This window comes from uncultured Tessaracoccus sp. (assembly GCF_947255005.1).
In the GTDB taxonomy this organism is placed as follows: Bacteria; Actinomycetota; Actinomycetes; order Propionibacteriales; family Propionibacteriaceae; genus Arachnia.
On the sequence record NZ_CAMYFI010000016.1, the window covers coordinates 1 to 13233 of the forward strand.

Here is a 13233-nt window from a genome sequence, read left to right on the forward strand (position 1 = left end):
CAGCCAGCGCTCGCTGGACAGGGAAGCAGGTAGGAACGAAACCCAGGGCGATTCAGTTGGCGAGTTTTGCAGTTTTGGTGAGTGTGAAGATGCGTCTCGATACGCGCCTTCAGCGCTACTCGACGATCGGGGCGCCGGGTGAGCAAGACCGGTGGTTGAGCCGCCCGCGTAGCGGGCGTGTCGAAACCCCGGGACGCGTCTCGATACACGGGCTTCGCCCGTTACTCGACGATCTGGCAAAGGGCGCTCGACGAACAGCAAGGGCGAGGGCGAACCGTCGGCGGTAGAGTGAGCGCGTGACTACGCAACGCCCTACATTTGATGAACTCGGCATGGCCACAGCCAGGCTGTGGGGCACCCGCTCCGCAGATGCGAAGGTGCAGGTCGGAGCGTGCCTGCTCGATCACAACAACCGGGTGGTCGGCGTCGGCTACAACGGGCGCGCCGCGGGTGAGCCGAACGAACGCGAATCGATGGAGCAGGGCCTCTCGGGCTTCATCCACGCTGAGGTGAACGCCCTGCTCGCCGCCAATTGGAACGGCGAGCAGCACACGCTCTACGTCACGCACGAGCCCTGCGCCACCTGCGCGCGCCTTATCGTCAACAGCCGCCGCGTGCGCCGCGTGCTCTACGCGTCACCGTATAAGGAGCAGAACCGCGTGGACGCGCAGCTCCCGTCGGGCGCGGAGATCCTACGGGCTGCAGGCGTAGAGGTCAGCGCCTTCGACGCCTGACCCGCCGCCCCTCACGCAGCCATGCGGTGGCGCATCTGGGCGAGCACACCGTCGCGCATCTCGAACGCAGCGTCGAAGCTGGGCAGCTGCTCCGGTTCGTGCGTCACGACGACGGTGGCCAGCTTGCGCTCATGCGTGATGCGGCGCAACAGCTCGATGATCTCGTTGCCCCGCTCCTGGTCGAGCGCGCTCGTGGGCTCGTCGACGAGCATCACCGACGGCTCGTGGATGATCGCCCGTGCAATATTGACGCGCTGCTGCTGACCACCGGACAGCTGTGCGGGCAGGCGATCGGCGAGCTTGCTGCACCCGACGGCGTCGAGCACCTCCGGGATCTGCGCCATGCTGCGCTCACGGGCCCCACGGCTGCCCATCCGCAGCACCACTTCGAGCTGCTCGCGCACGGTGAGGGACGGAATGAGGTTCGGGCTCTGAAAGACGATCCCCAGCTTGCTTCGACGAAGTGCCGCTTTCCCCTTCGAGTTCAACGTCGTGATGTCTGTGCCGTCGATGTCCACGTGGCCGGAATCTGGTGTGACAAGGGTCGACGCCACGGCCAGCAGGCTGGATTTGCCCGAGCCGCTCGGGCCGGTGACGGCCGCGAAGGTGTTGGGCTCCACCGTGAGTGAGACGTTATCGAGCGCCGTGACGCGCTCGTCGCCGTCGGGGTAGGTGAGGATGACATCGGTGAGTTTCAGCATGAGCGTTCCTTTCGTGGCGAGAGTGAGGGTCAGGCGGCCGAAGCCAGCGCGACCAGGGGATCGACGGCGGTGATGCGCCGCTGCGACACATAGGCACCCAGCAGGCCGGCGATCACCATGCCCACCGACGGCACGAGCAGGGTGAGCCAATTCATCACAAACGGGAGCGCATTGCCGACGAGCAGTCCAAGCCCGACGGTGGCCCCGGTGCCGAGCCCCACCCCGATCAGCAGCACGAGCAGCGCCTGGCCGAGCGCATCCGTCGAAATCCAACCATTACTTGCGCCAAGCGCCTTCAAAATCGCGATGTCGCGCTGGCGCTGCATCGACCACACGAGGAAGAACACGCCGATCACGAGCACGGCGATCACCATGAGCATCCCGATCATCATGCCCAGCGAACCGATCTCCGACTTGAGTGCCTCCACCGCGAGTAGCGATGGCAGCAGGGCCTGCGTCGTCGTGCTCTGAGCCGTATCCATCGCCTTGACATCGGGGTTGCCGTCGACGAGGAGAACGTTGGCGTAGGCCTGCGGCTGGCGCGTGCTCTCCAGGTACTCGTGGAGCGCATCGGTGGTGACCCACGCCACGTCGCGGTGGGAGAACTCCGTGTTCTCAGCTAGTTTCCCGACGGTCATGTCGCGGCCGGCGAGCGTCACGGTGTCACCCGCGTGGACGCCCAAGTCGTCCGCGATGCTCTTGCCGAGCGTGATGTGATCCGCATCGCCGGGCACCTCGTCGATCCGCCCTGTCGTAGTGGCGAGCAGCGCGACGGCGACGTCGGCATCGCCGCGTTCAACCTGCGCGAAGGTGAGGCCGAGCGGGTCAGCACGGTCGACGCCTGCCGCTTCCTTCCAGGCCCTCGCCTGCTGTTCGCTCACCCGAGACGTCGTGTACGAGGGTGATTCGTCGTCGGGCATCGAAAACACTACCTTGTCAGCACCAAGTCGCATCAGTGAAGACACGTTCTGCGACGCCAAACCGCCGGTCAGGCCAGTGAGGAACCCGACGAGCAACGTCATGAGCGCGACGACGATAGTGATGAGTGCGAAGCGGCCCTTGCTGTGCCGCAGATCCCGCAAAGCCAAGTACATAGCCAGTCCCTTTCTCGAACACCTTCCATGCTGCTCTGGCCTGTGCTCTCGCACGAGAACCTTCGGGACGGATTCACCTCATCCTTTTGGCTGAACTTCACCCAACCCCGACGGACTAGCCTGGAAACGTGGCCAGACGCACAACCCCGCACCCTTCGCCGACGCAGATGCTGGCGCTGCTCGGCATCGGCCTGCTTTTCGCTGGCCTGGCGGTTTATCCGGCGGGGATGGCCTTCGCGCTTGGGCACCCGCATTTGACCGGCATCGTCGTATTCACCGCCATCACCTGCGTCATCCTCGCCGGTGGGCTCGTCGGTCTCAGCCGGATGCACGACCTCAGCCGGCCCGCCAACGACCTCCACGTCGACGTGCTGATCTTCCTGCTGGCCGTGACCGTGCCGTGGGCGATGGTGATCGTCGAATCCCCCGACGCGTCGTACTTCCTCACCGCGCTGGCGCTGCTCGCGTCGTGGCTACTTCCGCCCATCGCAGGCGCCATCGCGACGGCGATCGTCGCGGGATTCACCGTGGCCGGCCAGGTGTTTCACCACGGACTGACCGCAGGCACCGTCGTCGGGCCGATCGTCGTGGCCGTGCTGATCGTCGCGTTCGTAGCGATGATTCGGATGGTGTACCGCTCGTCAGACGCGTCGAAAGTATTACTGATGAAGCTGCGCGCGAGCCAGGCGGAGAGGACGCGGGTCGAACGCGAGGCGGGGCGCATTGCGGAACGAGCCAGGATTGGACGCGACCTGCACGACACCGTCGCGCAATCCCTGTCGAGCATCCAGCTGCTGCTGCAAGCCGCCGAGCGCGCGACAGACGCAGACCAAGTGCGGGCGCACCTGGCGCTGGCGCGCGACACCGCCCAGGCATCGCTCGCCGAGACCAGGGCATTCATCGGCGAACTCACGCCTCCAGATCTCGTCGACACCGGACTGGCGCCCGCGCTGCGTCGCCTCGCTGACGACGCCAAGGTGCCCACAAAGCTCGCCGTGGAAGGTGCAGCTCGCGGCTTGGATGCACGCAGCGAAACAGCGCTGTTTCGCGTTGCGCAGGAATCTCTGCGCAACGTCGAGGCCCACGCGAACGCCCAGCACTGCCAGATCACGCTCATCTATGAGCCGGAAGAAGTAGCCTTGGAAATCGACGACGACGGCTGCGGCTTCGACGTCGATGCGGCCGCGCGCAAGGGCCGATTCGGATTGCAAGGCATGCGCTCGCGCATCGAGGAACTGGGAGGGACGCTCACCATCGTTTCATCGGGCGACGACGGCACCCTCGTCGCCGCCAGAGTCCCCGCCTGAGAGGAGCCGAGCATGATACGCATCCTGATTGCCGACGATCACCCCATCGTGCGTGCCGGCTTGCGCGCCGTCTTCGAAGCCGAGCCCGATTTCCAGGTAGTGGGGGAGGTCGATCGAGCGCTCGACGCCGTCGACCGGGCGAAGGTAGGGGGCATCGACCTCATCACCATGGACCTCCGCTTCCCATCCGGTCCGTCAGGGGTGGACGCCGTCGAACGCATCCAGTCACTCGACGATCCGCCCGCCGTGCTCGTCCTCACGAACTACGACACCGACACCGACATCTTGCGCGCCGTGGAAGCCGGCGCCGGCGGCTACCTGCTGAAAGATTCACCTGCCGACGTGCTCGTCCGCGGAGTGCGCGACGCGGCAGCCGGGCGCCCGGTGTTGGCACCGGCAGTAGCGTCGAAGTTGATGCACCGGCTGCGCACGCCATCATTGCAACTCACCGCAAGGGAGCGCGACGTGCTGTTGTGTCTCGACCGCGGCCTCAGTAACCAGGCCATCAGTGCGGAACTCTTTCTCAGCCGGGCCACCGTGAAATCGCACCTGGCAAGGCTGTATTCGAAGCTCGGGGTCTCCAGTCGAACGGCAGCCCTCGCTAAGGCCAGGGAGCAAGGGCTGCTCGACTGAGCAGTCAGCAGGGCGGGACGCTGCGAAAAGTGACCGTTATCCTCCACGGCTGCAACATTTGCCGCCCATACGGGGAAGATTTGCTGTGTGTGGAGGATAACGGTCACTTTTCGGTTGGTCTCCGCTGCAGGCGGCTTCTGCCCAGACTGCGCGCATGCCCGCGCGCCTGGCGTAGCAACATGGCGACGTGAACATTCCATCGTTCTCCGTGGTGAGCTTCGGCTACGCACCCATCAAGGGCGTCCGGCATGAACCGAGGACCGTCGATGTCGACGCGTTCGGCCCGGTAGGGGACCGGCGTTGGTGCCTCGTTGACGATCAGCTCAAGGTGCTGCGTACGGTGCAGCATCTCGAATTGTTGGCGGTTCGCGTGCATCAAATGGGGCAGCTCACCGTTCAGTTCCCGGACGGAACGACGGTGGTGACTTCCCCGCAGCCCACCGGTGAGCAGTGCATGGTTGGCTACTGGAAGCGCATGGTTCCTGCGACCTTCGCACCGTCGGAGCTGGACGTTGCCTTCAGCGACTACCTGGGCACATCCGTGCGCCTCGCCCAGCCCGAGCGGGGCGCCATCGTGTACGGCAGCCCCATCTCTCTCATCACATCAGCGAGCGTACGCGACCTGGGCACACGTGTGCACGCAACAGATCTCCTCGAGCAGGCAGCTCGATTTCGTGCTACCTACCTGGTGGACCACGACGAGGCCTACGCGGAAGATGCGTGGCCTGGCAAGGTAATTCGCTTGGGCGAGGTGCTCGTCGAGGTGACTGGCGCCATCGGGCGCTGCGCAGTGATCGACGCACATCCCACGACAGGCGAGCGTGACCTCAGCGTGCTGCGCACGCTCGCCGGCTACCGCCCGCGCAACGATGCGGGAGAACCATGCTTCGGCGTGCAGGGTCGCGTGGTGGGTACCAGCAGAATCTGACCGTTATCCTCCACAGCTGCATTATTTCCCGCCTATACGGCGAAGATTTGCCGCGCGTGGAGGATAACGGTCACTTTTCGGTTGTTCACCGCCGCCACCCGCTTCCGCCTAGACTGTGCGCATGCTGGACGCCCCTGATGCGACGCCTCCGCAGCGGCCCGAACCGAGCGCACCCGGCGCACGTTGTGCGGAGGCCGCCCACCGATGAGTCGAGATAGGTCGGCAGCTTCTGCAGCAGGTGGGTGGGTTGTCTCGTGGCTGACGGGCGCCATCGCAGCCGTGGTGGCGCTCCTCACGCAGATGAGTTCGCGCTGGGGTGTGTTCCACCCGAGCCTGCTACTGAACGTGGCGGATACCGACGCCATCGCGCCTCGCATCGCGGCCGTTGACCCAGCCTTCCAATTCACCACGACGCACGACCACTACGACGGCGTCTACCTATGGGCCATGGCGACGGATCCTTTCGCGGTAGCCGGAGGCTCACACGAGCTCATCGACTTGGCGGCCTACCGGTACGGCCACCCCCTCTACTCTTGGATCGCCGGAGCCCTGAGCTTCGGCCACGCACCGGCCTTGCCATGGGTGTTCTGGGCGCTCAGCCTCGTGTCGATGATTGGCGCGGCGGTAGCGGTCTCGCGGCTGGCCGTACGGCTTGGCGGGTCGCCGTGGCTCGGCCTCATCGTGGCGTGCAGCCCCGGTTTGCTGTTCAGTGCCTCGACGGCGCTCACCGAACCAGCACAACTACTCCTCGTCGCGCTGCTGTGTTTGCGCTGGCTCGACCAACGCACGAGCCCCATCGAAATCGCCGCGCTCACCGCAGCGATGTGCCTACTCAAAGAGCCGCTCGTGCTGGTCGCCGTCGCGCTCGGTGTGAGCGGGCTCATCCAAGGCCTACGCGAACGCAACATCGAGTGGAGCCGCCTGTTTGCGCTGCTCGCCGGGCCCATGGCGCTGGGCGCGTGGCTGCTGTTCATCCGCGGGCGCTTCGCAGCCGAGCAAAAGACGTACGACGACGGCAATCTCGGCCGCCCGATCGAAGGATGGCTCGAAACCTTCCGCCTCGCCACGAGCCTGCGCTTCGGCGGCGCCATGCAGTCGCAGATTGGATCGACGGCGGTGCCCGGTCTGATGGCGACGGCGGCCGTGCTGGTGATTGCTTCGACGGTGGGTCTTCGTCGGTTCGACGCGTTCGGCCTCGTCGTCGTGTTTCAGTCGGCGTTGGTGGCGTGTCTCGGGTGGCGCACCCTGCTCTACCCCCACGAGATGTTCCGCATTCCGTCGGTGCCGGTGACGCTCGCCGTCCTGCTCCTGGGCGTGACGTTGAACTTGAAACGAGGCACCCCTACGCGCGCGAACTCAACCCGAAGGGGCTAACGGACGGCGAATCGTCGGCTGCGCGCTGCTTGAACCATGGCTGCCCGGAAGCGGGGCACAGCCCCCGGCTAGGCTTGGAACCACACGTTTCCGTCACGCGAAGGAGCCACAAGTGGCAGAGCATACTCGTACTGAATCCGATTCGATGGGCACCATTGAGGTCGCTGCCGACCGCTACTGGGGAGCCCAGACCGAACGCTCCCTCCACAACTTCGATATTGGCCGCGAGACCTTCGTCTGGGGCCGCCCCATGGTGAAGGCCCTGGGCACGCTGAAGAAGGCGGCCGCGCTCGCCAATGCTGAGTTGGGCGAGCTGCCGCAGGACGTCGCCGACCTCATCGTCAAGGCCGGCGATGAAGTGATCGCCGGTGATCTGGACGATCATTTCCCGCTGGTGGTGTTCCAGACCGGGTCTGGCACTCAGTCGAACATGAACGTCAACGAGGTCATCTCCAACCGCGCCATCGAGCTGGCCGGCGGCGAGTTGGGCTCGAAGACGCCGGTGCACCCGAACGACCACGTCAACCGCGGCCAGTCGTCAAATGACACCTTCCCGACGGCCATGCACATCGCTGTCGTGAACGAGCTACAGGCGATGTATCCGCGCGTGCGCCAGTTGCGCGACACGCTGGATAAGAAGGCCAAGGAGTTCGACGACATCATCATGGTGGGGCGCACCCACCTGCAGGACGCCACCCCGATCCGGCTGGGCCAAGTGTTCTCCGGCTGGGTTGCGCAGATCGACTTCGCGCTCGAGGGCATCGAGTATGCAGACTCGCGCGCCCGCGAACTCGCGATCGGTGGTACCGCCGTCGGTACCGGCCTCAACGCGCACCCGAAGTTCGGTGAGCTCGCCGCGAAGAAGATCTCGGAAGAAACCGGCATCGACTTCAAGCAGGCCGACAACCTCTTCGCCGCCCTCGGTGCCCATGATGCGCTCGTTCTCGTTTCCGGCGCGCTGCGTGTGCTCGCTGACGCGCTCATGAAGATTGCCAACGACGTGCGTTGGTATGCATCCGGCCCGCGCAACGGCATCGGCGAACTCCTCATCCCCGAGAACGAGCCCGGTTCCTCGATCATGCCTGGCAAGGTGAACCCCACCCAGTGCGAGGCCATGACGATGGTGGCGACGAAGGTGTTCGGCAACGACGCCACCGTCGGGTTTGCCGGTTCGCAGGGCAACTTCCAGCTCAACGTGTACAAGCCCGTCATGGCATGGTGCGTGCTGGAATCCATTCAGCTGCTTGGCGACTCCTGCGTCTCCTTCGACGACCACTGCGCCTACGGCATTGAGCCCAACAGGGAGAAGATCCAGGAGAATCTGGACACCAACCTCATGCAGGTGACGGCGCTCAACCGCCACATCGGGTACGACAAGGCCTCGCAGATCGCCAAGAATGCGCACAAGAAGGGGCTGTCGCTGCGCGAGTCTGCCCTCGAGCTGGGGTTCTTGACCGAAGAGCAGTTCGATCAGTGGGTGGTGCCCGCCGACATGACCCATCCCAGCGCTGCCGACGAGTGATCGTCGTGACGCGGTAACCGCCGGCGGAGCCGTGGGCCGACACCGTTTGGGTGTCGCGTTCCACGGCTCCGTTGCATGTGCCGCGCCCACCAGTGTCGGCGAGCGAGCACCGTCGGGAGGGAAGCATCGCTGCTCCATCATGGTGTCCGGTTCCTGCCAGAAGTGTTGGTTCCCGACGATGATGCTCCTGGCGGGCAGTTGAATCGCTGGGAAGCACACCACGCTCGAAAGGAACCAACGATGGCCAAGCTGAACCGTCGCGGATTCGGAAAGCTGATCGCGGGCGGTGCGCTCGCGGCTGCGGCAGCACCGACGCTGGCGCCTACGTCCATGCTGGACACGGCGCAGGCAGCCGGGCGCGCCTATCACAAGGCTCGCCTCACGGGGGCAGACATGTATACCGCCAGGAACTGGCAGGTTGCCGGTACCGATCTCGGCATCCCCTACGTCTTGGAAAACGGCTCCATTGGGTATCTCTTCGGCGACACCTTTTCCACCATGAGCCCCGAAGGTGGCGGCAACCATCGCTCGCCGGTGATGCTGCGAAGCGCGAGGCACCCGAACGACGGGATCATCTTTGATAGTGCGGCCAGAGTCTACGGGAACGCCCCGGCACGAGAGCTGATGTGGAACGCGCATGGCGGCTGGGTGGCTGGCCAGCACGAATTCACTGTCATCCCCAACGATGGCGTTTCATTCCCCGAGACGGGCCGGCAGGTGGTCTCCTTCATGAGCATGGACAACTGGGCGCATCCGCGTGGTTTTCGCAGCGGCTTTGCTGGGCTCGCGTACTCCGACAACGGCAATGACTTCCAGCGCGTCCCCGTGCATTGGTTCAATACTCCCGAGAACACCAACGCTTTTCAGATGTGGACGATGCAGCGCGATGGCGATTTCGTCTACGTCTTCTCCGTATGTTCGGGCCGTCAATACGGGCCCATGATGCTGCAGCGCGTGCATTGGACCCGCATTCTCGACAAAAACGCCTATGAGGGCTGGGGCTGGAACGGATCCAACTGGGGCTGGGGTCGCCCCTGCACCCCCATCCTGCAAGCCAAGTTTGGTGAACCGTCGGTGCGCAAGCTCAGGGATGGCACCTGGGTGATGGCGTACGTCGACTACGGCGTGGGCCTAGGGCAGCTCGTCACGCGCACAGCCAGCCGTCCTGACGGCCTCTGGAGCGATCCGGTCGTACAGATTAGCCCCATCATGCCCGCGCAGTACTACGGCGGCTTCATCCATCCCTGGTCTACATCGAAGAGGAACGGTCTGCATTTGATGGTTTCCCAATGGAAGCGAGATTGGAACAACGTGACGCGGGCGTATCACGTCGAGCATTGGGTAGGCAGCGTCTAACGATGTGGCGTCCGCTCCGCCGTAGTTGAGCGTGGGGCGGATGCTTCGGCTGTGCTGTGTCGGGGATAGTGCTCGTAGAATGAAGGGCATGGCTGATAATCACGACCAGCGCATGGAGCGGGTGCGCGAGAACGAGAAGCGCCTCGCGGCAATCACGGAACTCAACGACGACCTCTGGACCGTCGACGAGCGCCTCGAGGCCGCGTGGGCCGCGCTCAAACCGCTCATGGAGTACTACGAAGGCCAGTGGCGCGAGGACTTCAAGATCCTCGACGGCACTCCCGACGGTGAGTACGGTGTCTTCAGCGAAGACGGCATCTGGAACGAGATGGGCCGCTTCTACGAGGCGACGAAGTACATCGCGGAGGTTGCGAAGCGCCTGGTAGACGCCTACGAGCGCCCCACCCGCGAAGTGGAGGAAGGCAACACCGACGCGTAGTCGATTACACGTGGGTGGCATGCCCCGCGCTGCCTATGCTTGGAGCCTAGGAGGATGAAGATGAAGAAGGTGCTTGCAGCCGCTGCTCTCACGATGCTGGCGCTCACCGCATGCGGGGGTGCGGAAGAACCTGTGCAGCCACCGCTGACGCTGACGGTCACAGCAACGGATGCAAACGGTTGGCCCCTGCTAGACGGCGAGACGCCTGAACCTCCGGAGCCGCGTATCGCCACGCTGCGCGACCTCCAGGAAGGAGACACACTCACTATCCGCATACTCACCGGCGATCTGAAGGTCACGGTGAAGGAAGTGAGCGGCGACGACGTGAAGCTCGGGCTGAGCGAGGCGCTCGCCCCCAGGGTGAGCGAGGGCGGCTTCGACCACAGCGATCTCAAGCGTGCTGTTCGCATCACGCGCGGTGAAACAGTCGACTTCTCGACGCCGACCATGGACGTCAGCACGACGTGCAACTTCACCCTTGAGTAACTCACGCAGAAGCACCGTCGTCTTGCTGTGCGGGCTCACATGTTCGGGCAAGAGCACGCTCGCACGGCAACTCGCAGAACAAGGGTTCGTGTGGCTATCGGTGGACCAGGACGCCTGGGACGCCGGATGCCGTGAGCAGCCGTTGCCGCCGGCCGTGCAGCGCCAGATCAAGGTGGAACACAAGCGGCGCCTCAGGAAGCTCGTCGCTCAGGGGCGAGACGTGGTGCTGGACTATGCGCTGGTCTCCAGAGCACGCCGCGACGAGTATCGCGCCCTCGCTGAGGACGCGGGGGCGCGCGTCGTGTTGGTGCACCTGGATGTGCCTGCGGCGGAGCTGCATCGCCGGCTTGCGGCGAGAAATGCCGGCTCTCGCGGGCCGCACCAAGTGTGCGTCTCGCCAGAACAGCTCGACAAGTGGATCGCGACGTTCGAACCGCCCGCCGACGACGAGGGCGCGGTGCGGGTTACCGAAGCGGACCTAACCCAATATCCACATGCGTTTGCCGACAACGGTGAAATCGAGGCAGATCGAGAATCGCATGTGGATATTGGGTTAGCTCAGGCTTCATCCTCGCTCTCATCGTCATCCGAATCCTGAGGCGGATCGCTCAGCAGTACCTTCTCGCCCAGCGAAGCGACGACGGTCATGATGCCCAGCTCATGCTCAACCCGGGTTTCGAGCGCTTCGGCTGCGGCCGGTTCACCGTGGGTGAGGAAGATGGTTTCCGGCTTGGGGCTGAGCGCAGCCAGCCAGCTCACCAACTCGGAAGCGTCGGCGTGCCCTGAAAATTCTCGGTCTTGCAGTACCTCGGCGCGACGCGGCACGTGCCTGCCGAAGATCTTCACGTGACGGGCGCCGTCGATGAGCGCCCTGCCACGGGTGCCCTGAGCCTGGAAGCCGGTGAGAATGATGGAGTTTTTCGGGTCGGGGAGGAGCTGCTGCAGGTGGGACAGGACGCGGCCGCCTTCGAGCATGCCGGAGCTCGAGATGATGATGCGTGGATCGCGTCGAGCGCGCACCTTCTTCGACTGCTGCGCAGTGCGGGCCTCGACGAAGTGCTTGCTGGCGATGAAATCGCTCAGCTGTACCTCGTCGCGAAACTCGTCGGACATGTCGCGGTACACGTCGAGGGCCTTCATGCTCATGGGCCCATCGACGATGATGGGAACCTCGGGGATGCGGCCCTCGGCCTGCAGGTGTGCGAGCGCATACATCACCGACTGGGTGCGGTCGATGGCGAAAGCCGGGATGAGCACCGCGCCGCCGCGTTCGATGGTGCGGGTGATGGCGTCGGCCATCACCTCGTGAGGGACTTCCGGCTCGGCGTGTTCGCGGTCGCCGTAGGTTGATTCGCACAGCACGAAGCGTGCGCCTGGCGGGGTGTCGCGGGCACGAAGCAGCTTGTGCTCAGGACGCCCGACATCGCCCGAGAAGAGCACGTCGGTGCCCGCGAACCGCACGTGGATCGACGCGGCTCCCAACATGTGCGCGGTGCGCGTCCAGCGTGCGGTGAGCTCATCGCCCAGCTCGACATCTTCGTCGAACGGCACCCAGCGCAGCTGCCGGATGGCCCGCTCCGCGTCCTCAGTGGTGTAGAGCGGGCGAGGGTTTCGATGCTTGGAGTAGCCGCCCTTGACGGCGTGCTCTGTGGCGAGTTCCTGGAGGTGCGCGGCGTCACGCATCACGATCTCCGCGAGTTTAGCCGTGGCCTCCGTACACCAAATCGGCCCGCTGAATCCCTGGTTGACAAGGGCAGGGATGTAGGCGGTGTGATCGGCGTGCGCGTGGGTGACGAGAAGCATCTCTAAGCTGGCGGCGTCGACGGGGAACTCCTGCCAGTTGAGCCGGCGAAGGTCTTTCTGCCCTTGGAACATGCCTGCATCCACCAGGATGCGCCTAGTGCCTTGCTCGAGCAGGTACTTCGAGCCGGTAACGGTGCCGGCGGCACCGAGGAACTGCAGGGTGACAGGTTCAGTCATGGCTCCACTGTGCCGCAGCGGCGAGCGTTTGTGTGCGGAATCCGAAAGGTTGCGGGCCTACTCCGCGCGGAAGCCGACGGTGAGCTCGACGCTCACCTCCACGTCTTCAGGGCGCGCCTCGACGGGCTCAGTGGCGCCCACGCTGGCGAAGGCCATCTGGCGAGGGGAGAATCCGTCGGCACCAGGCAGCGACCCGTCGCGAACCCATTCGACAACGCACCGCTTCGCCCCGAGCTCCTTGGCGATGCGTTCGGCCTTGGTGCGCGCCTCAGCCAGCGCATCCGCGATGAGGCTCTGCTCGGCGTCATCGCGCTGCTCAGGTGTGAGGCGCCACGAGATATACCCGACGTGCACCCCGCCGGCTGCCCAGGCAGCACTCAGGCGTGCCATCTCGGCCGTGTCGCGAAACGTCGCCCGTAGCGCACACGACGCGCGGTACACCACCTTCTCCGAGTCATTCGCGGACCAGCTGCTCACCCCGTCGGTGTGGAACCGTTCGAGCACGCTCGAGGGTAGCTCGTCGAGCTGCTGGATGAGCGAGCCCGCACGTTGTTGCACGTCGGCTACCACGCGTGCTGCGTCGAGACCCTCGCCCTCGACGCTCAGATACAACGCCGCGAGTTGAGGTGTGTAGGAGCGCTCTGCTCGTCCGGTGATGGTGATTTCCATGACGTTCTCC

General features: G+C 64.8%; 14 protein-coding genes. 10 read left to right on the forward strand and 4 right to left on the reverse strand.

Features of this window, described 5'->3' with window-relative positions; translation table 11 throughout:
* Positions 1 to 296 precede the first annotated feature (296 nt).
* On the forward strand, positions 297 to 734 hold the full coding sequence (locus Q0X61_RS05230; RefSeq protein WP_297741048.1) for a dCMP deaminase family protein: 438 nt from the start codon (positions 297 to 299) through the stop codon (positions 732 to 734).
* An 11-nt stretch (positions 735 to 745) separates the two neighbouring features.
* Here Q0X61_RS05230 and Q0X61_RS05235 read toward each other — a convergent pair whose 3' ends face one another.
* Together Q0X61_RS05235 and Q0X61_RS05240 are read right to left on the reverse strand one after the other, a co-directional pair.
* On the reverse strand, positions 746 to 1435 hold the full coding sequence (locus tag Q0X61_RS05235; RefSeq protein WP_297741050.1) for an ABC transporter ATP-binding protein: 690 nt from the start codon (positions 1433 to 1435) through the stop codon (positions 746 to 748).
* A 29-nt stretch (positions 1436 to 1464) separates the two neighbouring features.
* Positions 1465 to 2529 (reverse strand): ABC transporter permease, encoded by a 1065-nt coding sequence (locus Q0X61_RS05240; RefSeq protein WP_297741052.1) that lies wholly within the window; start codon positions 2527 to 2529, stop codon positions 1465 to 1467.
* A gap of 128 nt (positions 2530 to 2657) precedes the next feature.
* Between Q0X61_RS05240 and Q0X61_RS05245 the strand changes: the two genes are divergently transcribed.
* From Q0X61_RS05245 to Q0X61_RS05285, 9 genes are all read left to right on the forward strand, one after another.
* Positions 2658 to 3836 carry a sensor histidine kinase gene (locus tag Q0X61_RS05245; protein WP_297741053.1) on the forward strand — a complete coding sequence of 393 codons (1179 nt, stop codon included), beginning with the start codon at positions 2658 to 2660 and terminating at the stop codon, positions 3834 to 3836.
* A 12-nt stretch (positions 3837 to 3848) separates the two neighbouring features.
* On the forward strand, positions 3849 to 4469 hold the full coding sequence (locus Q0X61_RS05250) for a response regulator transcription factor (RefSeq protein ID WP_297741055.1): 621 nt from the start codon (positions 3849 to 3851) through the stop codon (positions 4467 to 4469).
* A gap of 187 nt (positions 4470 to 4656) precedes the next feature.
* A complete protein-coding gene (locus Q0X61_RS05255; protein ID WP_297741057.1) occupies positions 4657 to 5397 on the forward strand; it encodes an MOSC domain-containing protein in 741 nt (246 codons plus the stop codon).
* A gap of 204 nt (positions 5398 to 5601) precedes the next feature.
* Positions 5602 to 6771, forward strand: coding sequence for an AZOBR_p60025 family cell surface glycopolymer formation protein (locus Q0X61_RS05260; RefSeq protein ID WP_297741058.1), 1170 nt, complete (start codon positions 5602 to 5604; stop codon positions 6769 to 6771).
* A gap of 112 nt (positions 6772 to 6883) precedes the next feature.
* Positions 6884 to 8293: a class II fumarate hydratase gene (gene fumC, locus Q0X61_RS05265; RefSeq protein ID WP_297741060.1), complete on the forward strand. Its 1410-nt coding sequence runs from the start codon at positions 6884 to 6886 to the stop codon at positions 8291 to 8293.
* Between the two features lie 240 nt (positions 8294 to 8533).
* On the forward strand, positions 8534 to 9649 hold the full coding sequence (locus Q0X61_RS05270) for a DUF4185 domain-containing protein (RefSeq protein ID WP_297741062.1): 1116 nt from the start codon (positions 8534 to 8536) through the stop codon (positions 9647 to 9649).
* A gap of 88 nt (positions 9650 to 9737) precedes the next feature.
* Positions 9738 to 10088 carry a DUF4298 domain-containing protein gene (locus Q0X61_RS05275; protein WP_297741063.1) on the forward strand — a complete coding sequence of 117 codons (351 nt, stop codon included), beginning with the start codon at positions 9738 to 9740 and terminating at the stop codon, positions 10086 to 10088.
* Positions 10089 to 10148: 60 nt separating this feature from the next.
* A complete protein-coding gene (locus Q0X61_RS05280; protein ID WP_297741065.1) occupies positions 10149 to 10574 on the forward strand; it encodes a hypothetical protein in 426 nt (141 codons plus the stop codon).
* Complete coding sequence (locus tag Q0X61_RS05285) at positions 10567 to 11172, forward strand: ATP-binding protein (protein WP_297741066.1); 606 nt, start codon at positions 10567 to 10569, stop codon at positions 11170 to 11172. The genes Q0X61_RS05280 and Q0X61_RS05285 overlap by 8 nt, the downstream gene beginning before the upstream one ends.
* Here the strand turns inward: Q0X61_RS05285 and Q0X61_RS05290 are convergent.
* Complete coding sequence (locus Q0X61_RS05290) at positions 11133 to 12554, reverse strand: MBL fold metallo-hydrolase RNA specificity domain-containing protein (RefSeq protein ID WP_297741067.1); 1422 nt, start codon at positions 12552 to 12554, stop codon at positions 11133 to 11135. The genes Q0X61_RS05285 and Q0X61_RS05290 overlap by 40 nt on opposite strands.
* 57 nt (positions 12555 to 12611) lie before the next feature.
* Entirely contained in the window at positions 12612 to 13223 is a 612-nt protein-coding gene (locus tag Q0X61_RS05295; protein ID WP_297741069.1) for an SIMPL domain-containing protein, read from the reverse strand.
* Between the last annotated feature and the right edge of the window lie 10 nt (positions 13224 to 13233).

What these genes read in the sequence shown, in the direction of transcription:
- Q0X61_RS05270 (WP_297741062.1), top strand. Translation starts at nt 8,534, where the DNA reads ATGGCCAAGCTGAACCGTCGCGGATTCGGAAAGCTGATCGCGGGCGGT.
- Q0X61_RS05235 (WP_297741050.1), bottom strand. Translation starts at nt 1,435, where the DNA reads ATGCTGAAACTCACCGATGTCATCCTCACCTACCCCGACGGCGACGAG.
- Q0X61_RS05275 (WP_297741063.1), top strand. Translation starts at nt 9,738, where the DNA reads ATGGCTGATAATCACGACCAGCGCATGGAGCGGGTGCGCGAGAACGAG.
- Q0X61_RS05290 (WP_297741067.1), bottom strand. Translation starts at nt 12,554, where the DNA reads ATGACTGAACCTGTCACCCTGCAGTTCCTCGGTGCCGCCGGCACCGTT.
- Q0X61_RS05280 (WP_297741065.1), top strand. Translation starts at nt 10,149, where the DNA reads ATGAAGAAGGTGCTTGCAGCCGCTGCTCTCACGATGCTGGCGCTCACC.
- Q0X61_RS05250 (WP_297741055.1), top strand. Translation starts at nt 3,849, where the DNA reads ATGATACGCATCCTGATTGCCGACGATCACCCCATCGTGCGTGCCGGC.
- Q0X61_RS05260 (WP_297741058.1), top strand. Translation starts at nt 5,602, where the DNA reads ATGAGTCGAGATAGGTCGGCAGCTTCTGCAGCAGGTGGGTGGGTTGTC.
- Q0X61_RS05295 (WP_297741069.1), bottom strand. Translation starts at nt 13,223, where the DNA reads ATGGAAATCACCATCACCGGACGAGCAGAGCGCTCCTACACACCTCAA.
- Q0X61_RS05240 (WP_297741052.1), bottom strand. Translation starts at nt 2,529, where the DNA reads ATGTACTTGGCTTTGCGGGATCTGCGGCACAGCAAGGGCCGCTTCGCA.